This window comes from Roseobacter sp. GAI101 (assembly GCF_000156335.1).
Lineage (GTDB): Bacteria > Pseudomonadota > Alphaproteobacteria > Rhodobacterales > Rhodobacteraceae > Sulfitobacter.
The window spans coordinates 176939-199888 of sequence record NZ_DS999215.1; the positions used below are offsets into that span (position 1 = coordinate 176939).

Annotated in this window: 23 protein-coding genes and 2 pseudogenes; 10 read left to right on the top strand and 15 right to left on the bottom strand. The window is 55.8% G+C overall.

Annotated elements, in window-relative coordinates; all coding sequences use genetic code 11:
- Positions 1–862 precede the first annotated feature (862 nt).
- The 3 genes and pseudogenes from RGAI101_RS20110 (at position 863) to RGAI101_RS22000 (ending at position 2571) form a co-directional block, all read left to right on the top strand.
- The gene (locus RGAI101_RS20110; RefSeq protein ID WP_008229876.1) at positions 863–1054 is read left to right on the top strand and encodes a hypothetical protein; all 192 of its coding nucleotides are present in this window, start codon (positions 863–865) and stop codon (positions 1052–1054) included.
- Positions 1012–2142 (top strand): annotated as a pseudogene (locus tag RGAI101_RS20115) (Tn3 family transposase); the annotation flags it as partial. The gene RGAI101_RS20110 and the pseudogene RGAI101_RS20115, both read left to right, overlap by 43 nt.
- Positions 2143–2196: 54 nt before the next feature.
- Positions 2197–2571: a hypothetical protein gene (locus tag RGAI101_RS22000; RefSeq protein WP_157044766.1), complete on the top strand. Its 375-nt coding sequence runs from the start codon at positions 2197–2199 to the stop codon at positions 2569–2571.
- Here the strand turns inward: RGAI101_RS22000 and RGAI101_RS20120 are convergent.
- Together RGAI101_RS20120 and RGAI101_RS20125 are read right to left on the bottom strand one after the other, a co-directional pair.
- Positions 2517–3218: an IS6 family transposase gene (locus RGAI101_RS20120; RefSeq protein ID WP_008230107.1), complete on the bottom strand. Its 702-nt coding sequence runs from the start codon at positions 3216–3218 to the stop codon at positions 2517–2519. The two genes, RGAI101_RS22000 and RGAI101_RS20120, sit on opposite strands and share 55 nt — an antisense overlap.
- A 151-nt stretch (positions 3219–3369) precedes the next feature.
- Positions 3370–5166, bottom strand: coding sequence for an ATP-binding cassette domain-containing protein (locus tag RGAI101_RS20125; protein WP_037230392.1), 1797 nt, complete (start codon positions 5164–5166; stop codon positions 3370–3372).
- 226 nt (positions 5167–5392) lie between these two features.
- Here RGAI101_RS20125 and RGAI101_RS20130 point away from each other — a divergent pair, with 226 nt between their 5' ends.
- The 6 genes from RGAI101_RS20130 to RGAI101_RS20155 all read left to right on the top strand — a co-directional run bounded on the left by RGAI101_RS20130 (position 5393) and on the right by RGAI101_RS20155 (position 10902).
- The gene (locus RGAI101_RS20130) at positions 5393–6208 is read left to right on the top strand and encodes an SDR family NAD(P)-dependent oxidoreductase (protein ID WP_008229951.1); all 816 of its coding nucleotides are present in this window, start codon (positions 5393–5395) and stop codon (positions 6206–6208) included.
- On the top strand, positions 6208–7458 hold the full coding sequence (locus RGAI101_RS20135) for a Gfo/Idh/MocA family protein (RefSeq protein ID WP_008229908.1): 1251 nt from the start codon (positions 6208–6210) through the stop codon (positions 7456–7458). The genes RGAI101_RS20130 and RGAI101_RS20135 overlap by 1 nt, the downstream gene beginning before the upstream one ends.
- Positions 7445–8374, top strand: coding sequence for an SMP-30/gluconolactonase/LRE family protein (locus tag RGAI101_RS20140; protein ID WP_008229963.1), 930 nt, complete (start codon positions 7445–7447; stop codon positions 8372–8374). Before RGAI101_RS20135 ends, RGAI101_RS20140 begins: the two co-directional genes overlap by 14 nt.
- A 5-nt stretch (positions 8375–8379) precedes the next feature.
- Positions 8380–9240: a sulfotransferase family protein gene (locus RGAI101_RS20145; RefSeq protein WP_008230091.1), complete on the top strand. Its 861-nt coding sequence runs from the start codon at positions 8380–8382 to the stop codon at positions 9238–9240.
- Positions 9241–9397: 157 nt separating this feature from the next.
- Positions 9398–9664 (top strand): acyl carrier protein, encoded by a 267-nt coding sequence (locus tag RGAI101_RS20150; RefSeq protein WP_008230127.1) that lies wholly within the window; start codon positions 9398–9400, stop codon positions 9662–9664.
- Positions 9661–10902 (top strand): NAD(P)/FAD-dependent oxidoreductase, encoded by a 1242-nt coding sequence (locus RGAI101_RS20155; protein ID WP_008229942.1) that lies wholly within the window; start codon positions 9661–9663, stop codon positions 10900–10902. The genes RGAI101_RS20150 and RGAI101_RS20155 overlap by 4 nt, the downstream gene beginning before the upstream one ends.
- A gap of 129 nt (positions 10903–11031) precedes the next feature.
- Here RGAI101_RS20155 and RGAI101_RS22590 read toward each other — a convergent pair whose 3' ends face one another.
- Positions 11032–11160: a hypothetical protein gene (locus RGAI101_RS22590; protein WP_302621189.1), complete on the bottom strand. Its 129-nt coding sequence runs from the start codon at positions 11158–11160 to the stop codon at positions 11032–11034.
- Here RGAI101_RS22590 and RGAI101_RS20160 point away from each other — a divergent pair.
- Complete coding sequence (locus tag RGAI101_RS20160; RefSeq protein ID WP_008229929.1) at positions 11159–12079, top strand: 1-acyl-sn-glycerol-3-phosphate acyltransferase; 921 nt, start codon at positions 11159–11161, stop codon at positions 12077–12079. The genes RGAI101_RS22590 and RGAI101_RS20160 overlap by 2 nt on opposite strands.
- 6 nt (positions 12080–12085) lie before the next feature.
- On the opposite strand, the gene RGAI101_RS20165 is transcribed toward RGAI101_RS20160, so the two are convergent.
- The 12 genes and pseudogenes from RGAI101_RS20165 to RGAI101_RS22215 all read right to left on the bottom strand — a co-directional run.
- Positions 12086–13024 (bottom strand): sulfotransferase, encoded by a 939-nt coding sequence (locus tag RGAI101_RS20165; protein ID WP_008229943.1) that lies wholly within the window; start codon positions 13022–13024, stop codon positions 12086–12088.
- Between the two features lie 57 nt (positions 13025–13081).
- Entirely contained in the window at positions 13082–14311 is a 1230-nt protein-coding gene (locus RGAI101_RS20170) for a nucleotidyltransferase family protein (protein WP_008230104.1), read from the bottom strand.
- The gene (locus tag RGAI101_RS20175) at positions 14308–15822 is read right to left on the bottom strand and encodes an amino acid adenylation domain-containing protein (RefSeq protein ID WP_008229975.1); all 1515 of its coding nucleotides are present in this window, start codon (positions 15820–15822) and stop codon (positions 14308–14310) included. Before RGAI101_RS20175 ends, RGAI101_RS20170 begins: the two co-directional genes overlap by 4 nt.
- On the bottom strand, positions 15819–16964 hold the full coding sequence (locus tag RGAI101_RS20180) for an acyl-CoA dehydrogenase family protein (RefSeq protein ID WP_198133750.1): 1146 nt from the start codon (positions 16962–16964) through the stop codon (positions 15819–15821). The genes RGAI101_RS20175 and RGAI101_RS20180 overlap by 4 nt, the downstream gene beginning before the upstream one ends.
- 3 nt (positions 16965–16967) lie before the next feature.
- A complete protein-coding gene (locus tag RGAI101_RS20185; RefSeq protein WP_037230396.1) occupies positions 16968–17861 on the bottom strand; it encodes a hypothetical protein in 894 nt (297 codons plus the stop codon).
- Positions 17862–17863: 2 nt separating this feature from the next.
- Entirely contained in the window at positions 17864–18472 is a 609-nt protein-coding gene (locus RGAI101_RS20190) for a hypothetical protein (protein ID WP_217624969.1), read from the bottom strand.
- 176 nt (positions 18473–18648) lie between these two features.
- The gene (locus RGAI101_RS20195) at positions 18649–19311 is read right to left on the bottom strand and encodes a glycosyltransferase family A protein (RefSeq protein WP_008230035.1); all 663 of its coding nucleotides are present in this window, start codon (positions 19309–19311) and stop codon (positions 18649–18651) included.
- Positions 19311–20432 (bottom strand): glycosyltransferase family 4 protein, encoded by a 1122-nt coding sequence (locus RGAI101_RS21390; protein ID WP_198133751.1) that lies wholly within the window; start codon positions 20430–20432, stop codon positions 19311–19313. Before RGAI101_RS21390 ends, RGAI101_RS20195 begins: the two co-directional genes overlap by 1 nt.
- A gap of 10 nt (positions 20433–20442) precedes the next feature.
- Positions 20443–21126, bottom strand: coding sequence for a glycosyltransferase family 2 protein (locus RGAI101_RS22205; protein WP_008230144.1), 684 nt, complete (start codon positions 21124–21126; stop codon positions 20443–20445).
- Positions 21123–22187 carry a hypothetical protein gene (locus tag RGAI101_RS22210; RefSeq protein ID WP_037230401.1) on the bottom strand — a complete coding sequence of 355 codons (1065 nt, stop codon included), beginning with the start codon at positions 22185–22187 and terminating at the stop codon, positions 21123–21125. The genes RGAI101_RS22205 and RGAI101_RS22210 overlap by 4 nt, the downstream gene beginning before the upstream one ends.
- Positions 22171–22599 carry a PqqD family protein gene (locus RGAI101_RS21395; RefSeq protein ID WP_050763278.1) on the bottom strand — a complete coding sequence of 143 codons (429 nt, stop codon included), beginning with the start codon at positions 22597–22599 and terminating at the stop codon, positions 22171–22173. The genes RGAI101_RS22210 and RGAI101_RS21395 overlap by 17 nt, the downstream gene beginning before the upstream one ends.
- Positions 22600–22652: 53 nt before the next feature.
- Positions 22653–22950, bottom strand: a pseudogene (locus RGAI101_RS22215) (hypothetical protein); the annotation flags it as partial.

Genomic DNA, 22950 nt, shown 5'->3' on the forward strand with positions numbered 1-22950 from the left:
CCTTCGATCCCTTGTGCCAATGCGCCAGTGCCTGCAAGGGCGAGAATAAGTGCGGGTGCTGCAAGTTTCAGTTTCATGTCGTAGTTCCTTTCATATGTCCCGAGGTTGATCGTGTTGATGGTCCCTTGTTCGGGTTTCCATCGTCGGGATGATCTGGATAAAGGAACGGTCCGGCCCAAGAGCCATCAGCAAATCGTTTAAATCGTCACTTCTAAACTGCCTGTAGAATACCCTAAACGGAAGTTTAGAGGCGGTTCGGCCTGCTTGATGGGGAGCGGCGGCACTTTGGCTCGTATGCGTAAACTAAAATACAGATTTTTTATTCCGCTGCGGTTGGCGCGCAATGTCCGGCCGTCGCCCCCGGTGCGACAAGGTGGAGAAACTGGGCACCGCGATTTCAACCCCCAGCAGCTTGGCAATCGACCACATCAAGCCGCGTCTTTTGAGCGCCTCTCTTGCATACAGGCATGCACTGCCGGGCAAGTGGATAACGGATCCTGCTATATCTCGAGCGATCTGGCTTATGAATTGATTTCGATACAAGCAGGGTTCAGAATCGTAACAGACGCTCAATAGCGCTCGACACCTTCGATGGCCGCAAATAAGAAAAAGTTGACAAAAAAGTAAATTAAAAGAAATTCAACGAATTTACTTCCAATTAATTGATAAGTAACAATAAACATTTGCGCTCAAATGCTGATCCTACCCCTCTGAGCGGTATGCAGAGCCGCTTGCGCCCCCTCAGCACCTTGAAAATTTCCGATCTTTGCGCCAGATGGTTGGCACACGGGCCCCAGCCAGCCTGCCGTGCAGTGCTGCCCGCGAGGTCACCCTCATCTGATTTTTGGTAAAGGACACCATCATGAAATGGGTCGTGAGCGGCGTTTGCACGCTTTTTTTCGGAGTTTCATCAGCTCTTTCCGCGCAGGAAACGGACCTTGATGGCAAGATCGCCGTCGAGTTGAATGCGGTGCAGACAAGCGACGCGTCCTGCACGCTGACCTTTCTTGTCACCAACGGACTGGGCGCGCAGGTGGACAGGGTGGTTTGCTGAACGTCATTCTGGCAGAGGGTCTGAATCTCGGGTTGAGCAAGATGGCCGGGGCCAGCAGCACGCATAGTTTTACCCAACTGGCGCGACTTTCGAACTGGCATGTGGAAAGCGAGGCCATCAACCGGGCATTGGCCACCGTGATCGAAGCGCAAGCACAGTTACCGATGGCAAAGTACTGGGGTGCCGGTGAAACTTCTTCCAGTGACGGGCAATTCTTTCCCACTACGCGGCAGGGTGAAGCAATGAATCTGATCAACGCAAAATACGGCAACGAGCCAGGCCTGAAAGCCTATACCCACGTGTCAGATCAGTACGGTCCCTTCGCCACCCAGGTCATTCCCGCCACGGTGAACGAAGCTCCGTACATTCTGGATGGGTTGCAGATGAACCCGACCGGAAAGCGGATCAAGGAACAATATGCCGATACCGGTGGCTTCACCGATCTTGTGTTCGCCGCCACGTCGCTGCTTGGCTATCTGTTCATCCCGCGCATCAGGGATCTGCCGTCCAAACGGCTGCATGTCTTTGATCGCCGCAGTGTACCGGTTGAACTGAGGGGCTTGGTGGGCGACAAAATCCGGGAAAATACCATCATCGCCAACTGGCCAGATGTGCTGCGCGGCATCGCAACGATGCTTTCAGGTAGAATGCAGCCCAGTCAGCTCATGAAGAAACTAGCGGCGCGGCCGAGACAACACGACTTGGCTATTGCCCTTCGCCAAATCGGACGGGTTGAACGGACGCTCTTCATCATCGAGTGGGCGCTCGACACGGATATGCAGCGCCGTGCCAACATTGGTCTCAACAAAGGTGAGACGCACCATGCTCTGAAAAGCGCCCTACGGATCGGTCGACAAGGCGAAATCCGCGATCGCAACACGGAAGGCCACCACTTCCGGATCGCTGGGCTCAACCTGCTCACCGCCATCATCATCTTCTGGAATACAAAACAGCTTGGCGTAGCTTTCGCGCAGCGCAAAAAGGCCAAGTTGGACACGCCAGGATACCTCCTCGCGCACATCTCGCCTCTCGGCTGGGCACACATCATCCTCACCGGCGAGTATCGATGGCGACCGGCGAACGCTTAAAACCTTACCGCCCTATTCTGCACCGAGCCGGAGTCGACCCCCACTGCCAAACTGATGCAACAGATCAATGAAGCAATTGCGGTTTACGGCAGCCGCGATGCAATTCCGGAAGATGTGCATGTTCTTATGATGTTGAATGAGAGCCTGATTTACACTGAGAACGCTGACGGTTCAGTCGATGCGCGCGTCAAAGTGGATTGTCTTACCAGCGGAACCAAGTGTGAGCTTGCCGTTACCGACCTTGCAAAACTGTTGGACAATCCAGACGCTAAACAGGTTCTCTATAACTACATCGAAAGTGATATCAGACTTCTGTCACAAGGGTGTTGTCACGTTAAGTCGCGCATTCGGCAAGTCGTGGTACCGATGGTATCTCAAGCGACATTCGCCGCGGATTTCCATGCCTCGAAGGCTTCGAGCCGATGGTAGCGGATGGAAAGGGCGGAGCGGCGGCGGGCTGGGACGGAGAAACGATTGTGGGTTGCGGAATGCATGGAGACGAAAAGCTGCAATCCACCCGGCGACCGGAAGCCCTGCATCGCGCGCTCTCGTTTTCGGAAAGGCAAATGGCTATTCTCTGCGCGGTTGTTGAGGCCCTTGTGGGACCAATGATCAAGGCTGGGCGCGACCTCACGCTTAGCAGCACCATAGGATCGCAGTTTGTCGGTGATGATCCTTTTGGGTACTAAGCTCCAACGTTTCATTAGCTTGATCAAAATCCGCTTTGCGGCGCGCTTGTCTCGCTTCGATTGCAGGATTTCCTCAAGAACAGCGCCGTGTTGGTCGACGGCACGCTGGAGCCAGTATGACCGGCCAGCGATCTTCACGACGACTTCGTCCAGATGCCAGATATCACCAGGGCGAGGCTGCCGCCGCCGCAGAACGTGGGTGATCAAAGGGCCGAACTTAACGGTCCAGCGCCGGATCGTCTCATACGAAATGTCCACGCCACGTTCCAGCATCAGCTCCTCGACCTCGCGTAGGCTCAAGTTGAACCGGGCATAGAGCCGGACAACATGAGCAATGGTCTGGGGTGGAAAGCGGTGGCGCTTATAGCTGATTTTCACTGTTTGCATCGACACCGCCTATCCCCAGGTCAATAAACCAGCAACCTCAGGCCCGTTAATGTGACAACGCCGGTTCAAAGGCCCGGTTCTAGCCTAAAGCAAAGCGGATCGGCCGCTTCGCGAGTAAATGAAAATAACCTGACAATGCCAAAGCAGGCCATCAGGCGCGAGAGCTATGGTGCGGGAGCATAACGGCCACCCCGTCCGACACCTCAATCACATGATCGGCCATCGTCAGGATCGTCGGCGAATGGCTGACGCAAACCACCAGCTTTGTTCGGGCGATGCGCCGCAAATTCGTCAGGATTTTAGCTTCAAGGTCGCTTTCAACCGCCGACATCCCCTCATCGACGATAAGGATCGCCGATGATCGCAGCAGGGCACGCGCAAGGCATAGTCTTTGTCGCTCCCCGCCCGACAGCCTGTTGCCACCATCGCGAATGGGCTGGGATAATCCGTTGGGCAGCGACATCACAAAGTCGTCGGCGTGAACGACCTTCAGAGCTTCCCACAGGTCCGCATCATCACGTTTCAGATTGGGCCAGCACAAATTTTCCCGAATGCTTCCATGAAAAAGGAAAGCTTCCTGCGGCGCGAACGAGATCCGAAGTTGCCATTCGAAAAGGGTTTCCAGTGTCAGGGTAAGATTTCCAGCGCGAACCTCTCCGCTTGTGGCAACGTAAAGCCCGGCAAGCAATTCGGCAAAGGTTGATTTCCCCGCCCCCGAAGCACCGCGCAGGTGAACCAGACCGGTTGCAGGCAGGCAAATATCATCAATCTTCAGTAAATCATGACGCGCCCCCTGTTCCTCGATCGTAACAACAACGCCTTTCAGAGTGACTTCCGCAGGCTCTGGCACGTCCTGTTTTTTCTGGTCTGATCGCGCTTGCGGACCTGCCTGGCTTTGCTGTTCGATCAGCTGGCGGTCCGTCAGGGCGGTCGAAAAAGCAGGCATCGCAAACACAAGGGATTGAAAACTGCTGAGCGACAAGAGCAGGCTGGGAGCCAGCCGAACGATGATGACCCCCAGAACCAGCAATTCTGCCCCAGCAATACCGAGAAGTTGAAATCCGACCAGCATCAAGAGGAGTCCAGCCAAGGCACCGGATAATTCGATCCCGTGGCGAAATTTGCTCTGCCGCACATCGAAAGAGGTTTTCAGATTCCGCGTCTGTGTGATGAAACTTTCGAATTCGCCAATAAAGACATCTTCTGCGCCAAACACCTTCGAGGTCTTCAGGCCGTCAAGGAAATTGGTGGTCACAAACATGGACTTTCTGTTTTTGCGCGTCAGCGACTTGCCCATGCCGCCGCTTCCCAGAGACCAGAAATGACCCAGCACGACCGCAGCACTGCTGAGGCCCAGCAGGATCAGGCCGATCATCGGGTTGATCAGAAAACCCGCGATCAGATAGGCCCCCGACAAGGTGATGGTGATAAACAATTTTGACAGGAACTGTATCGCGACGGATATGCGCGAAATTTCGGTCGTAAGCGCGTTCATCAGGTCCGACTTGCGCATGCGCCGGATGACCGGCCAGGGCGCATAGGCCAGGCTGGCAAACATCTGAAGCCGCAGATAATCGACATAACCGTTCGTCAGCACGGCAAGCCGGCGGTCCCGTGAAATCAGGAACAGGGCACGCACCCCCATCCAAGCCAAAAAGATCAGCGCCAGCGCCAATAGTTGATGCGCGGTGTCAGTCAGGCCTACATAGGCCAAGGCGTCCAATACGGAACCGGACACGCCCTGTACCTGCCCGTTGGCAGAGAACAACAAATTTCCAAGTGGCAAGAGGAGCGCGAGCCCGAACCCTTCGACAAAGCTTGCTACAGTGACGACGCCGACCATCAGCCACAGGTCGCGGCCGGAAAAATCACGCAGCGACTTCAGCAACCGCACCCAGTCGGCGATGGACGTGCCCTTCTTGCCGGAAAGGCGAGAGTGTTCTTCCATGGCAACGTCCTTTTCGATCAAGGTCCTGGCGGCGTATCACGGCAAGAGAACCACGTTGCCGATCACTATGGATAGTACGGATCGCTTAGGCTTGTTGCGCACAAGCGGCCCCAACGCAAATTGGAAAATGCAAATGTGGCACAGATGTCAACCGTTTGTGTCGCGGCGATCCCCGTTCAAGGTGTTTTGGATTGCCTCGCCTGACAGTTAGCGGCACCTTCATACCATGATGAAGCGACTGACCTCTTATTTTTGGCGTACCCGACCGATCAGGGCGGTAGAGCCGATCTATCGCCCTGCCCCAACAACTGCGTTTTTTGCCGGTCAGACTGCCGTGATCGCTGGCGGCGCAGGCAAGATCGGGGCCGCGATCACGCGCGAGTTGCTTGGGCAAGACAGCGACGTCATTGTCATTGATCGCTGTGCCGATGCCTTGTGGAGTCTGGCTGACGCAGAGGCCAACCCGCGCCTGAGGACCATTCAGCTTGATCTGACCGATGCAGAAGGGGTCCGGAAACTTGACCTGCAAGCCTGCGATATTCTTGTGCTTGCGGCAGGGGTTCAGTTTGAAACTGATCTGTTCTGCGATACCGACAAGCAGTGGAGCGATTCTTTCCAGACAAACATATTAGCTCCGGCCCGCCTGACCCGCACCCTGATCCCGCATCTGAAAAAGAACGGCGGGTCGATCATAATGGTAACCTCCATTCACGCAATGCTGCCTTCTCGCTGGGCGAACTATGGGGCTGCCAAGGCGGCGCAGGCGGCGATGGTACGTGAATGGGCCGTTGATCTCGCCCCCCATGATATCCGGGTGAATGCGATTGCACCGGGGTGGGTGCATCCCGACGATCAAGTTTCCAAGTTGTCCCTGCTGCATGGCCGACCGGTGCCGCCTGAATATATCGGACGCGCGGTTACATTCCTCGCAAGCGAGTATTTTTCGCGCTTCACCACGGGCAGCGTGCTGACCGTCGATGCGGGAGCGTCGCTCTATGGTGGCAGGGTGCCGTTTGACCGCCCCGCCAGAAATGAGACTTAATGCTGCGCTATGGTCTGATTGGCGCGGGAAATGTCGGGCGTGTGCACCTGCGTTGGGCCGCCCGGCACCCCAATGTTCAGGTCTGCGCGGTTGCTGATCCAGAATTGGCGCGTGGCAAGGCGCTGGCTGACAACTGCGGTGCACGCCTTTATGCCGATCACAGGCAGATGCTGGCAGACGAGACCCTTGATTTCGTGTCGATCGCCCTGCCCCATGATCTGCTGGCCAGCATCGGCACCGAATGCCTGCTGGCGGGTTGCCATCTGCTTGTTGAAAAGCCCTTGGCGCGCCATATCGGCGAGGCGGGTCAGTTGCTTGAAAAAGCGCGCAACCTGAATTTGCAGGTCGGCACATTCTTTCAGTATCGAAATTTTGCAACGCCGAAACTAATCCAGTCCATCATAGAGTCCGGACAGATCGGCACGATACGTCAGATCATCTGGACCTGGCATGAATTGCGACCGCAGAGCTATTTCGCCAATGTGCCTTGGCGGAAAAGCTGGGCCGGTGCGGGCGGCGGGTTGTTGATGAACCAACTGAGCCACGACATCGACCTGCTGCGATGCTTTGCGGGCGAGGTTGAAAGCGTCCAAGCCAGCCTTGCCACGCAAGCCCACGACATCCCTCTGGAAGATAGCGTATCCGCAACGATACGCTTCAAGCCCGGTGCCATCGCAACGATCAGCGCATCAATCAACCAAAGCCGCGCCCTGACCTATCGCGCAATCATGGGCACAAAGGGGTTGATCGTCTTGCCGAATGCTATGAACCTAGCCGACAATCCGGACGACATTGTCAAACTTGGTATCTATGCGGACGCGGTGGACACGGCGATCTGCACCTATTCGGACGACCATCAGCAATCCGAAATCACCTGGTCTGTCCTACGCAGCAAGCGACCTGAAATGCGACGGAAGATTCCGCTCTGGCTGAAACGTCCGCTGCGACGGATGGCCGATGTGCTCTATCCGCAGCGGAATGATTGGAAGCCGGGCCGAAAACCCATGACCGGGCATGGTCGCATCCTGTGGGACTTTGTCGATGCGATACAGGCGGGTCAGCCGCTTGCGGACAGCATTTCATCTGAAAATGCCTATCGCACGCTTGAACTGGTGAATGCGATGATCGTCTCGGGCTTCGAAAAGCGCGAAGTGGCTCTGCCACTGGACGCCAAAGCTTATGCCGCGCATTTTGATCGCCTGGTGCGTGGTGAGATCAAGTTGAACGGGTCTTCACATGCGACTGATTGACAAGGCAAGGCACAGGCTGGCGCGCTGGCGACGCGCCCCGTTGCATCCCAAGCGCCTTGTCGCCAATGCCGACGCGTTCTGGGACATCTTGGAAAAGGATGCTGCAATAGAACGTCTGACCACAGGTTTCGAGTTCACCGAAGGGCCCGTCTGGCTGCCGTCGCGCGCAGCGCTTGTGTTCAGCGATATCCCCCAGAACACGATCCATGAATGGCGAAATGGCCGTGTGCGCAAAATCCGCAAGCCCAGCTGTCATGCCAACGGCAACACTCTGGATCAGGCGGGGCGTCTGTTGACCTGCGAGCATAGCAGCAGGCGCGTGACGCGCACGGAGCTTGACGGGACAATTTCAATCCTCGCCGACAGATGGCAGGGCCGGCGTCTGAACAGCCCTAACGATCTGATCGTAAAGCGTGATGGCAGCGTCTATTTCACGGATCCCCCCTTTGGCATCAAGCCAGATCAGCAGGAAACCGGATTCTCGGGGATATTTCGCATCGCCTCTGACGGGACGCTATCGCTGCTTGATACCTCCATGCCCGGCCCGAATGGACTCGCGTTTTCGGACGACGAAAGCCGGCTGTTTGTCGACGATTCGATCATCAAAGAGTTGCGCGTCTTTGATGTCCGCGCGGACGGCACCCTGAAGAACGGGCGTTGCGTCTGTGATATGGACAACGGCAAGCGCGGCAATCCGGACGGCATGAAATTTGATACAAAAGGCAATCTTTTTGTTACCGGCCCGGGTGGGGTCTGGGTCTTTGCCCCCGACATGACCCATCTGGGAACAATCGAATTGCCCGAACTGCCGGCAAATTGCGCCTGGGGAGAAGATGGCAAATCCCTGTTCGTCACCGCCCGGCGCTCTCTCTACCGGGTCCGCTGCCTGACGGGCGGCCGGCTGCTGAGGGGCTGATACCGATGGCCAAACCGGATTTTCTTGTCATTGGGGCGCAAAAGGCTGGTACGACGTGGCTGTATCGCAACTTGCAGAACCACCCCGAGGTGTGGCTGCCACCGATCAAGGAAATTCACTATTTTGATCGCCGGATGCAGCCCCTCATTCTAGACGCGCTTGGACATAGACGCCAAAGAAGCATGCTTTGGCGCTGGCTTCGGCCCGGCCTTCAAAATGTCGCGCGCGATCCTCAAAGTCTGAAATGGCATGCCCGTTTTTTTCTGCAACCGCGCTCCGATACCTGGTATCAATCCTGCTTTGCGGGCCTTGACGGAATGCTGAACGGTGACATCACCCCTGCATATGCCCGGCTTGGAGATCAATCCGTTAAAAATGTGGCGCGACTACTGCCGCAGGCGAAAGTGATCTATATTCTGAGGGACCCCGTTGAACGTCTGTGGTCGCAGGCTGCGATGTATTTCAGCCGCTACGGCTACGCCTCTCTCGAAGATCAAAGCGACGCGGAAATAGAACGATTCCTTGCCTGGGATCTGGCCCGCGCAAATGGGACCTACATCGCCAACATTGACCGCTGGCGTGCCCACTTCCCCCCGCAGCAGGTCCACATCGCATTTTTCGACCAACTAGTGTCGGACCCGCAGGCCTTCCTGACGGAGATGTGTGGCTTCTTGGGAGTTTCCCCGCCCGAACCCGACAAGAGCCTGACACAAAAGATCCACGCGCGAAGCTATCATGCTATCCCCGACCACCATCAGGCGAAATTATCCAGCGAATATTTGCCGGAACTTCGCGCCCTTGACCGACGCTTTGGGAATGCGCACACTGGGTCATGGTTGAAACGCGCGCAACTGTCGGTTGGATAAATCATCAGATCGCCTTGCTGCAGAGCGTTTTATTCGTGATTTCAAATCCATGGAGAAAGACAAGGCGTGACTTGAGTTCACGGGTGAACTACATTTTCACTAAATCAGACCTATGGGATACCGGACTTGGGCCGCCCCTCTTTTGCTATGGACGCCGATGAATTCAACATCTCACCTGCCGAAACTTCGCGACTTCTTTGCCTCTCTTCCCGCGTCCCAAAGCGCGGCTGACACGCTTGAGCATGACACGCCCCTGATTTCGCATGGTGTTCTTGATTCCCTGAATCTATTCATGCTGATCACCTTTATCGAAGACGACCTTGGCATCATCATTGACCCGGACGATGTCACGCCGGAAAATTTCGCGTCAATGGATGCAATAGCCGGCCTTCTTAAAACCAGTGCAAGGGTGACACCAACATGATTCCTGAACGCGCAGATTTTGCCGTAATCGGCACGGGCCCCAGCGGCTGCATGTCCGCAGGCCTGCTGGCCAAGGCCGGTTTTGACGTTGTGATGCTGGAGCGTGATGTGCACCCTCGCAACACGGTCGGCGAAAACATGATACCGGATTTCTGGAAATTCACCGACATGATCGGTGCAAGCGAAGACATCAAGAAAGCAGGGTTTGTCACAAAGAGGGGGGGCCGGGTCCATTGGGACGGTCAGGTCGAACGCCTGGCTTTCCGGGACTTTGGTTATGAACGTCCTGGTCTGCACGTCGATCGCGATGAATTTGACAGCATCCTTGTCCGGCATGCACAGCGCCTTGGCGCGCGGTTGTTCGAAAATGTCACGGTCCGCAAGGTGGATTTCGGCGAAGAACGGCAGTCCGTCAGATACGATACTGCCGATGGGCCGGGCCAGATTTCAGTACGCTATGTGATCGACGCCAGTGGTCAGGGCGGATTGCTTGCAAGGCAACTGGGCACGCGGGTCACGAACCCCGACTTCCGGTTCATGGCGTTTTGGGGGTATTTCGAAAACTCGCGATATTATGACTATGATGGCGTTTCGTATCCGCATTCCATGATCCAGGATGTGCCTTGCGTCACGACGCAGGTCTCGCTGACCGAAGGCGACCACATCGGCTGGGCCTGGCATATTCCATTAAGGAAATCGACAAGCGTCGGCTGCGTCCTGCTGCGTGAAACCGTAGTCAAGCTCAAGCAAAACTTTGACAACTGGGAAGACCGTTTCGAACATCTTGTCGGAAATGAGCCCGTGTTGCAGCACCTGCTTGAGAATGCCACGCTGATCGACAGGAAATTCCACTTCATCAACAACTTCTCAGGTCATTCGGCACAAATCGCCGGTCCGGGGTTCTTTCAGGTTGGCGATGCCGCCGGGTTTTTTGATCCGATTTTCTCAATCGGTGTAACGCTTGGCCTCTATTCCGGCAGTCTGGCCGCGTGGTTTGCTGCTGAATGTGTCCGAAAGCCTCAGAACGTAGCGCGTTACCAGACCTACTTTAACCGGCAGATGTTGGGGCGCATTGAACTGGCGCGGGGCATCGCCCTACCCCATTACGCAAGTTCCCCCTTGCAGGAGGACAGGGCATCACAGACCCTGAGATTTACCAGCGACAATGGCATGGACCTGCTGAAGAGCGCAGCGAAAATGCCCAAACGCGCGTCGAACCTGGATCGCTTGTTAATCTGAACCGGGAAACCACGAACAATGCCTTGGCATGGACGGATTTTGGGCTGTTGCCAAAACGCAAATACACCCCGTTCTCACTGGTCTGCCTTGCTTGACGCGCCAAACACTTCGACGCTCCATTGGACACGATCATTGCTCGGCAGAAACCTCGTTCCTGGTCAGCGTCTTTGCGGTCAGTCCTAGCAACGAAAACCAATCGCCGTAACACTTCAGGGGAATGGCCGCTGTGAAATCATACAGATACTTGATACCAATCATGAGCAGCGTCCGGCGGTTGGGATTCTTCGGCTTTTTCGTCGTGGGTGCTCTGAGTTTTGGCCTAAGGCTTTCCCCGACAGGTTGGATCCGCCCATATCAAATTGCCTTTCGCGGCTTTCGATGGACGCTGGAAAGACGTCTTGGTCAAATCTGGTTGCGGTGGCGACACCCGGAGTTTCAGTCGTTTCTTTCAGAAATCAGTTATTCAGGAACCGACGTGCCACGCCGGTTTGCTCTGTACTACCTCGGACACTGTCTGGAACAAGGCGCAAAGACGCCGCTTTTTCAAACTTTCCTCCAAAGATCATTTACCGCGCATTCTTCGGACCTGATAAAATGCGAATTTCCGATCAGGAACGAAGCAGTTGTTTGTGTTTATGCCCACCAATCCATCACGAAATTGTCCCTTTCCAGATTCACAGAGGAAGCCGATATACTCTTTATCGGGCGTAGTTTGAAGCAGGACGGTAAAAAGGTCCTGGATCCCGACGTCCGCGCGTCAATCATGACAAGGCAGTTGCTCGAGGCCCGCCGACGATTGTCCAAGAACATGCCTGTCGGTATCCTTCCTGATGGTCAACAGGGCACACGGTACCTCACCGCGTCCTTCTTTGGAAAACTTCGGCCTTTCAAGCCGGGGCTTGGCACTCTTGCAACAGCGACCAATGCGCCTGTCGTACCGATTTGGAATACGCTATCGCAAGATGGCATAATTTACATCAACAAGGGAAAAGTCTTTGCCTCCGCCACAAACGGAGATCCGGAACAGCGTGCCATGCAGTACCTGACACAATATTCTACCGTGTTGGAGCACATATATGAAAAGCATCCCGAAACCGTGCAGCGCAAATCGATCAGACAATTCCTCGAATTGGATTTCCTTTCCCAAACGGATAACCGGAAGCGTAGCGAAGGCTGATCGGATCTATTTATTCAGGCGATAACCATATTCGCCCAAGTCTATTCCTGTCAGCGCCATCGTTTTATGATTGCTTTCAACATAGTAATCGTGAATCATTTCTTCGATCACCTGCTGGTACTGTTTCTTGACAGACTTGTTCCATCGATCAGGAAGCCGGCGACTGAAACTTTTCAGTCGGTGTTTTATGACGTTATTCGTCCATCTTGATGAATAAAATATCGGTCGCCTTGTCAGGCCGGGCCTTGAAGGGGCTACAAAAAAATTAAACCAACGTTTCAAAACTATACCGCAAAATGGAATTGACGGGTTAAGCCTGCTGCCCAAAGCCACCTCGGTGGTGTCCAGTGAAGTTTTGGGCAAGCCACAAAACTGCAAGATTCGGTCGATATATTCGATCGGATCGACAGCCAGCATTTCAAAGGGCAGCACCAAAACTTTATCGGTGCCGAACGCATCCTGATAGCCCTTGATAAGGTGGTGATATGCAAAATGCGAACGGTGGAACCGAAGAAATCCATTGGTTTCGTTTGTCAAAAACTGGGCAAGCGTATCTCTGCCGCCGTGACGCACAAACTGATTATAGGAGGATAAAAGAATCGAATTCTGCTCTCGGATGACAATCAACACCCGCGCGGACGGGGCAGCCGCTTTGAGCCTCTGGGCCGTTCGCAAACTTTCAATACCACCCGAAAAGAGTTGACCTGACAAACTCTCATTGGTGTACACCGGATATCGACCTGCGCTGGCAATCTCCGAGCAAGCTGCCTTGAAACACTGTGCGACGCCGGGCTGATCGAATAAATCGATGTGTTGAAAGCATATTTCTTTCTTCAAGAACCTATCGTCATCCGAAATCGTCCCAAAGGCGAACCTTCCCCCATCAAAGACACGGTTCTGCAAATAGGTTGACCCGGTCTTGTGATAACCGATGTGTAAAAGCATATCTTGATCCAAGTTAAGGCCTTTCCAAAAACGCGATGGGTTCGTGATTACACCATATCAGTCGTTTGTCAGCCACTCACGAATGGTCATTGTATCGCGAACGTTGCTCCGGCCTTCCCTGCTTGCCAGAAATACTTTCGCAAACTTTATCCTGTCGCCGAGGAATGAGATCCAAAGACGCAGAAAGCTCCACTCCTCGCCACCCTCAAGGTCGAACTTCCTGCGGCGGCTTAGCAATTCTTCCCTCTTCGGAAACAGCCTTTTCAGCAAGGGCCAGAAAGACTGCATCCCTTTTCGCTGCATGACTTTTCCCAGGTCGATAACGTTTTCTTCCCAACCGCTTTTGGTTCTGCGTTGCAGAACAAGCCGCGTTGCCGCTTTTTCCAACGACGGTGATACCTGCTCGGAGGGAATTTCAATGCCCAGCATATGAAACGTCAGGGCACTGCCTCGGGCCATTCCGAACCTGCATGCCTGTTCGTGAAATGCCTGCGGGTCCACCATGCCGCTTTCGATCAGGCGCTGGATATCCACCAGAAAAAGCGGTCCGTTCTGAAAGCAGTCCTCGTAAATGGCATGGGACAGAAGATGCAATGCCATGGCCATCGGGGTGGGACAGGGCAACGCGCTGCCGGAAATGGAAAAGGTCGCGCGTCCAGCCCACAATCCGGCGGCAAAGTTTTCCAATTCGGGTGACGCGTGATCTGCAGCTTGGGGAAACAAGCGGGAATGTAATTCCACAGCGATGATCCGGTTTGGCGACCATATCGGTGACAGATGCTTGAAGGTATCTGCGTCAACGTCCACTTCGGTGCCTGCAAATTCGGGAATTTTCCCGCCCCCAAGCGCCATGATACAGTCGCGCGCCTCAAAGAGGTTGTCCCTGGGTACCAGGATGTCGATGTCCCGGACAGGTCTTTGGCTGGGGCCCTCATAGAACCCAAAGGCCAGCGGCACCCCTTTGAGAAAGAGATGCGGGATATTTCTTTCGGCAAACCCCCGGTGGATGATCTGACATTCGCCCCCCATCAGCAACTGCCGCGTTCCCCATTGCCGGGCCGATACGATAAGGTCCTGCGTCACATCCTTAGGCAGTTGCAGCGCAGAGCTGTTCTGGATCGTGTTGAGCAAAAATGGCAGGGCACGTTGCTCACGCAGGCGGCGGGTGATCGCATCCCATGTCTGCGGAGTCAGCGCATCAATCTGACGTTGTTCAACCGATCCCGGTCGGAGCAGAAAATCCAGCACAAGGTCGAACGGAAGATCATCCGGTACGTGATGGCTCATGCCGGAATTCCTTCCAGAAGGGCGCGCGCTGCAAGTCGGTCAATCTTGCCGGTGGCGGTCCGGGGCAGCCCCGTAGAATTTTGCAGGATTTCGGAGGGCACCATGTAAGTCGGCAGGAAGTCGCGGCAGTGGGTTATCAATTCGGTGTCAGTTACCGCGCCCCCCAGAACGACAATCGCCGCAAGACGGTGGCCGATATCGGGGTCTGGGCGTCCCAGAACGATGGCTTCTTCCACTGAGGGGTGCCGCAAAAGCACGCTTTCGATTTCGCCGGGCTCGATCCGAACACCGCGGCTTTTGATCATGTCGTCCAGTCGCCCGAGGAAATGATAGACACCGTTGTCGTCGCGGCGGACCCTGTCACCCGTACGATAGGCCAACGCGCTCTCTGTCCTCGCAAGATGGACAAGCCGGGCCTGTGTAAGGTCCGGCAGGTTGCAATATCCCTGCATCAGCGAAGGCCCTGATACAAGCAATTCGCCGGTGGCGGCACCAGTGGCAACGGTGCCGTCTTCCGCAATGATCTCAAAGATGTTTCCGGCGCAGGGCCTGCCAATAGGGATCGCGTCGCCCTCAAGCCGGTCTATTTCAAAATGCGAAACGACATTTGTCTCCGTCGGGCCGTAAAGGTTGTGAAAACGCGCGTCGGGAACTGCCTGCATTAGCGTTTCGAGCTGTGCTACCGGGAACGGCTCCCCCGCGAAAAGGACATGTCGAAGCGAAGCCATCGAGTGTTTGTCGAGCCTGCCATGTGATGCCAGCCTGGCCAGGACGGCCGGCACGGAATACCATATCGTGATCGCATGCTCTTGTATGTAGCGACTGAGCGAGGTCGGAAATATCATGCGCGCGGATGAGATCATGTGCACACAGGCCCCGGTATGCACCGCTGCAAAAATATCGAGGACCGACAAATCAAATGAAAGCGGTGCCAGACTGGCAAGCCTGTCTTCCGGTCCGATGCCGAAACGGGTGCTGGCCCAATCCACAAAATTCAGCGCGGCATCGTGTGTAACCATCACCCCTTTCGGCACCCCGGTGGATCCCGAGGTATAAAACACATAGGCCAGACGGCCCGGTTCTGCTCCGGGGCGTTCCAAGCGACCAACCAGCGCTTTTAGCATCGCCATATCAACCGCGACAGGAACTGCCCCCGCAACGCTTGCATCCCCCAGACGATCAAACCCGTCGTGGTCCGTCAACAGCACCTTCATGTTGCAATCCCCGGCGACAAAACCGACGCGGTTTGGCGGAGCGAGTTCCGAGATCGGCACATAGGCCGCACCAACCTTGAGGATGGCGAAAATGGCAATCACGGCGCAAAGCGATTTTGGCATCCACAGCCCCACACGGTCGCCGGCTTGGACGCCAAGATCGCACAACCCTTGCGCAAGACGGTCGCTCAGATCGTTAAGATGCGCATAATCAAGGGCTTGCCCCTCGTAGAAAACCGCCTGATTGTCTGGAAAAGCCTGCGCCGTGTTCTTCAGCAAATGCGCCAAGGTCGTCACGATATCACCCTCAGCATCTTTGCTATTGTACGGCGTTGGATATCACTGGTGCCAGAATAGATCTGACCGCCGAGAGCGTCGCGCAATTCACGCTCGATACCTGTCGCACTCAAATAGCCCTTGGCGGCGAAGATTGCCAAGGCGTCCTGGCAATTTGCCACCCATGCGTCTGAAATCGTCAGCTTGGCCATTGATGCTTCCAGCGTGATAGACCCGCCCGAACCTTTACGCGCCGCCGCATCCCGCAACACAAGACGTGCAAGGGACGTGCGCCGATACATTTCGGCCAGACGCCCATAGACCGATTCAAATTCGGCAATCGGCTGATCGAACTGCTTGCGGTTTTGCGCATAGTGCCTTGTTGCCTCGAAAACCCGCTCCATGGAACCGATCGCCGGGGCGAGTATGAAAGCCCGCTCCATCTCCATAACCTTCAGGAACAGCGACAGCCCCGCGCCTTCGGCACCAATCCGTGCAGATTTGGGGACAAGGCAACCGTCAAGTTCGACGTCGCCCATTGACGCCGTGCGCAATCCCATCTTGGATACCGGTGCAGGTGTCGTCAGACCCGGCGTGCCACGCTCGAGGCAAAAGGCGCTGAGCCCGAAAGCCAAGTTTCCCGGCCTTGTCTCGGCCAAGACCACCAAAACGTCGGCAACGGGCGCGTTGGTGACATAGCACTTTCGCCCCTCAAGCCGATAGCCGCCATCGACCGCGACAGCAGTGGTCAAGATTGCAGCAAGATCAGACCCTGCCTCCGGCTCACTGACCGCCAAGGCACCGATTTTTCGACCTGTGGCAAGATCGCGAATGATGTCGACGTTCCGGGCACGATCACCTGCCAACAACAGCGTAAGGCATCCCCAGAGATGCGCACCCAGCGAGACACCAAGGCCATTATCGGCGCAGCCCCGACCAAAGGCTTCCATCGCGATTACTGCCGACAGCGGATCAAGCCCACTGCCACCCAACATCGTGGGTACAGTCAGACCGCAAAGCCCCAATGCACCGCACTTGTCCCATGCGCTTTTGTCGAATTCTTCTTGACCGTCATGCTGTTCAAGACCGTTCGGCAAGATCTGCGCAGAACCTTCAAGAATACGGCTGTACAGAGCGGTATGTTCATCTGACAAGTGCTGCATCATCTAACCTTGCATGCCGTTGCGGATGTTCCAGAAAATCGATTGCGCTTGTTGTGCCACCCCGTTGGTGGGTGCCTGACCTGAATATTGCCCTAGCATCCCCTGTGCTTCAGTCGAAAGCTCAAGTCCAAGCGTGTTTTCAAGAAACCCAGCAAGATCGTATAGGGCTTTCTGCTTTCCCTCGGCACGGGCGCGATCAAAAATCGGATGCCACGAAATCTGTTCGCCAGAGTATTTCACAAGACACCCTATATCCAGGACACGCAATAATGGCTGGGGGCGGGCCGCAAGAAAGCTGCACCAGAATTGCCGCGTGGGATCAAGAACAGGTATCGCAAAGGTATTCGTGTTGCACGTTCCGCCGGGGGTCCTTGGCCCGGCCAAACCTCTTACGCGCAATATGGCCTGATCCGTCACGCGCCACCCATTGCACGGTGTTGAAGCGAACGGACCGGAGCCAAGCAGGCTGTCCAGTTCCGGGCGATCAGCGGGCGCGCAATACAGGGTTGCTTCAAAGATCGGGCGCATTCCGGGATTGGGATAACGGACAAGAGCCAGCGCAAAATCGTCGCCCAGACAACAATCGACCCCAGAATCCGCGATCTTGCCAAGCAGCGGGGCCATCTTTTCCCGTAGCACATTGGCATGGAGCCAAGATTTGTTGAACGCACCTCTCATACGCCTCAAGACAGCAGTCGACGGCTGATCAGCGACGCCATGAAAGGCTGCCGGAACCAGCAACGAGCCTGTCGTCATCCTGTCGAAGTCCGCCGTGGATTGCCATTCGGTCCAGGCATTCTGCTTGATCGCATCGGTGCCGAACGCAATCTGCATCAGACGGATATATTCCGCAGGGAGATCTTCGATCCGCAAGGGCGGCTGAAATATCTGGCGCATGGTCACATCAACTCAGGAAAGGTTAATGCAACCTTATCCATCAGTTGATCGTAATTGGTCAACACGTCCTGCACCCTTTGCGGGGTGGTTCGATGGGTTTCCGCGCGTACCTCGGCCAAGTCGACATTGAGGTATCGAAAGATCCTGTTGGCCGTCGGTTGGTGCGACGTTTCCTGCTCTAAATCCTCCTCATAAATCAAGGAAAGATGCGGCAAATCGGCAAGAACCTCGGCTTCACAAGCAGCATGGTATTGTCTGCGCCGTATCCGTTCGATGACCTGATCGATGTTGATCTCGACCATAGGCTGAGGTGCCGATATCGCTTTATGGGCGACCCACTGGCCACGCTGCACCGCAAGGATCGCAGAGATGCTTTGTCGAATGACATCTTGCCGCCGTAGATGCAGAATATGCCATCCTTGGTCAGACAACCCTTTGATAAACCCTTTTGCGTCAATCCTTTGGGTCGTCAGCAACTGATTGATCTGGATATGGCAGCCATACAACGCCGGCTGCGCCGCTCTGGCCTTGGACAGAACATATCGCGACGGCCAAAGAACGGGCTGTTGCAGTATTTCCTTGCCGAAATGCAGTTCCGGATGCTGGTTCAAAAGCGAATGCAACAGCCATGTCCCCGTGCGGCCCTGCGCAAAAATCACACAACCCGGTCGCACCGGAGCCCGCAAGTTGCAAAGGTATGCCGGTGCTTCATCGACGGTAAAGCGTAGCAAGCGGTCCTTGCTTGATCGTGTCTTGCGAACCAGGCGCATCAAGGGTGCAGGTCTGGTCATGGTTTGTTGCGACGTGCCAGATTGCGCCTGATGACTTGCAGATATTCCTGCATCATTCCGTTTTCTCGGCTGAGGTTGCCGGCATGGATGCGCCGTCTGGCCAGAAGTCGCGGCAGCAGCGTTTCCGTTTGGCCGCATGCCCGGGCGCGGGCCACCCAGTCGATAAATTCGCCACCTTTCAGTTTTTCGTCAAACGGCCCCACCGTTTTGAAAAGATCAGACCGGCAGACAAACGTCGTTGGCAGGTAACCGGCCTTCGGGTCTGACACATCCACGGCAGTGCTGCGCATCTCGGAGGGGCAGTCATCGCTGAAAAATTTCTCTATCATGCAAAATGCCATTTCGCTTTGTCTCAGCGCCACAAGCTGATGTTCAAGCTTTTCTGGCAACCAAAGGTCGTCGGCATCCAGAAAGGCGAGAACCCCCCCCTGCGCTTGGGCAACCCCGCGGTTGCGGGCATTTGCCGGACCGCGGTTGTCTTGCGACACCAGCCGCACACGGTCTTTGTATCCACGCGCAATATCCACACTTTCGTCGGCAGAGCCATCATCGATCACCAAAATCTCGTCTGGCTGGCGTGTTTGCCGCAGTACGCTTTCGATGGCCTGGGCCAGATAGGCCGCCCCATTGAATACCGGAATGATCACGCTGAGATGCATCACCCGGCCCTCGGGCCTGCCAGACGGCCATACAAATGCTCGTAGGCATCGACCATCTGCGTGCTGGTAAAGCGACTGCGCACCAATTTCGATGCTTGCCGCCCCATTTCCCGGGCTTTTTCACGGTCAGTGAGTACGCGCGAAATCGCATCCGCCAAGGTCTGCGGCGTCAGATTGGACACCAGCAAACCAGATCGTTCGTGTTCGACGATCTCTGGCAGACCAGAAACACGGGACCCGACGATAGGACGCCCGTATCCCGCAGCCTCGAGCGCGACCATGGGCAGGTTTTCCATCGCCTCGGAGGGTATCGCAACCAGTGTCGCCTTCCGCATCAGCGCCCCGCGCTCAGCGGCATCCACCCAGCCGGTAAAGCGCGTACGTTCTGCGATCCCCCGGTCCCGCGCAAGCGCCTCAAGACGTTGCCGCTCTGGCCCGTCTCCGGCTAGGCACAGGCGCACCACGCCATTTGTCGCCATCACCTGTGCCGCCGCATCTATCAACCGATCCACCCGCTTCCATTCGACCATCCGTCCGATCCAAAGGATCGTCGGCGGTTCGAACGGCAGTGCAGGCATTTGTGCCGGCAATTCTTCAGCGGGTATTCCGTTGTACACGACACTCGAATGTTCGAAAATTTCAGGGGCGTGGGCCAAAGTCCAATCCAACATATGGCGCGACACCGAAGCCACCCAATCTGCCTTGCGCACCGTATCAAGGTAGAGCGAACGGTTCGGGGTGCTCTCGGTTGCGACTGAATGCACGGTCACCAGCGTCGGCACGCCAGCACCTTCGTTCGTGTCCCAGTGAAACATGCTTGACGGACCGCTGAACTGGATATGCACGACATCAGGATCAAACGCCTGCTTGATCCCGCGCAACCCCGCTCGAGCTTGCAGGATTCCCCTCAGATCGCGATGTGCAAGCGATGTCAGCATCGGGAGACGGAACAATGGCATGCCCTGCCACGTATCGGTTTCACGCAGCGGCACATCGGATTGAGAGGTAACGATCTGCACTTCGTGACCGTTCTGTGCCAAAGCGGACAGAAGATGGGCGCTCATGGTCTCGATACCACCGACAAAAGGTACAAACCTTTCCAGCATGTATAGAATTTTCACGTTCGCGCCCCTACCCCACATGCCGAAAGTCGGAAAAAAGGGGGGAAATAACAATGCCTTTCTCGCGGCGACGCAAAATCGACTTGTGCAGCATCAAAAGATGAAAACGTTTTTTCTTTGCGAAGTTGCGGGTCAGATTGCTGTCATGCCTTCTATGCTCCAGTACGACATCATCATGGATCCTGATGGCCAGGTCGGCCTCACGGGCGCGCATATACCAGTCCATGTCGTCAGAATACTCAAGCTCGGGGTCCAGATGGCCGATTTGGTTGAATGCACTTTTGCGAAACAGGGCACAGTTCAAGCTGGGCAGAATGAACGCCTCCGAATGCGGGTCGTTCATGATCCGGGTATGGCCTATCACGACATCCTCAGTATCAAGCAGGGGCCCTTGGATCGCCAGCTTACCCGGGCACCAGGTATCATCGGCGTCAAGAAAGGCAATCGCATTGCCACACGCCATGGACAAACCGAGGTTACGGGCATGCTGCGGGCCGCGGTTCTCCTGATGGACATATCGAACCCGGCCGGGAAACTGCCGGACAACAGAGGCGGTATCGTCAGTCGAGCCATCGTCGACCACGATGATTTCCTTGATTGGCCAGTCCTGCCGCGTAATACTATGAAGCGCCTCGACGATAAAGGCTTCACCGCAATAGACGGGCATGATGACACTGACGCGCCAGTCCGTCATGGCGCATCTGCAATCAACTTCCGGAACGTACAGGCAACATCCTGCGGGCGCGACCCCGGTTCGAGCCGATAGGCCGGAACGGACTCGACGGCCCGCTTCATCTTGTGCAACGCGTCCTGCGCCATACCGGAAAGCTGGAGGATCGTGCTGGGAGCCAGCGCCATCAGCGCCTCTTTTGCAGATGCCGGTGCAAGCGACATCCTCCCCCCAGCAACACGCCTTGGTAGAATTATCGCCTTGAGCGCGGCCTCGGACTGTGTCGGAACGCCCGGATGCAGCATGAGAAGGAATTTCTCGTCGGCTTGGCGGCGATCGGCGTTGACGACAAATGGCTCCAGATGACGTAGCATCCCCAGACTGTGATCTGTCAGTTTGGCACTGCTGAACAGACTGTGCACACGGGGCAACGCCCCCTCCTCGAAGCCGGTCATCAGGCAGTAATCCTCTCCCAAGAGCCGCAGGTTGGCTGAAACACAGGCAAGCGCAGTGGTGGTCTTGCCCACCCCGCCCCTGCCGACCAGAACCACAGACCCTGCGTCGGTTCCCACCGCCGCCGCATGAATCAGGATACCACCACGCCAGGTGAACCATGCCTGCAAAATCTCACGCAGCGGGGCCGCGTCTTCGTAGGCCGGCAGCTTGCGGCTGTCCGAAATCCACCAATATGCCCGCCGTTCCCGACGCGAAACAATTGACAGAATGCCACAATACAAATCGTAGGCGACGCAATAATCGCTGGAATTCGCGCCCGTGACCTCGCGCCGGGATGAAAACCGGTCAAGCGTCCAGGGCATCGTGGGGGCACCGATCCCAGTGCTGGCACCATCCCATATGCTGATCCTCAGGTCCGCCTCACCGTCATTGGTTTGCGGGTCAACCAGTCGGTGCGACAGGGCCGGAAGGATACGATCCACCAGCGCAAGACCTGCGAATTCCAGACGAAGCCGCTGCCCTGCCAAGCAAATATCATGCTCGACAGCCCCAACCCGGTTGATGGCTTTTTGAAATCGCCCCCCGACGTGGCCAAATAGGGTTGCAGTTTCTTCAGCCGGGTCGTGCATTGGGCCAGCCACTATCGTCCACATCATGGATTGGGTCGATTGTCAGCAGGTCCTGCAAATCATTGTAGGACGTTATTGCGGGCACCTGCCAGCTCTTCAAGGGGCTGTCCAACCGCGCCGGCAGTTCCGAGGCCATATCGCCCTCGACAGCAAGGATCAGCCCGTCCGTCTCGAGCGCAAGCACAAAGGTCCGGACATCATCTGACATGCCGGGCTGCGCCGAATAATGATCTTCCAGCAGGCGACAGAAATCGCTTATCCGGCCGCCAATGGCCAACATTTCCCAGATGTCCGTCGCCGCACCATAAAGGTTGTAGTAAGTGCCCGACTTCACGTTCAACAAAATCGTTTCACCTTCAATGGTGTCGTGTATCAAACCGTCTGGAACGACACGATATATAGGGTCTTGCATTCTGTCTTCTCCGTTCAAACAGGGCATAGCACTCTCTGAAGGACATTCACTTGTCATCGGCCAGCCAAATTCTCATACCAGTCATTTGTATAACGATTTGGGAAAAGTTCGCAAAGCCGATTTGTCGATGGCTCAAGCTCTTTGGCAAGCGCTGCGCGGACGCCGGGGGGCATTGCGGGATAGGCGGCACTTGCCAACGCCGCAGGCGGCCCTTCGCCAACAACCTGGCTATACGCCCCGAGGTTGAGCCAGCGGCAAAGGTCATCCAAAAACCCGACTGCGTCATCCTGCAACTGGTCGTAAAAGCCTATATAGAGACGGTCTTTTGGGAAGACCTCCAGCAATCGCTCT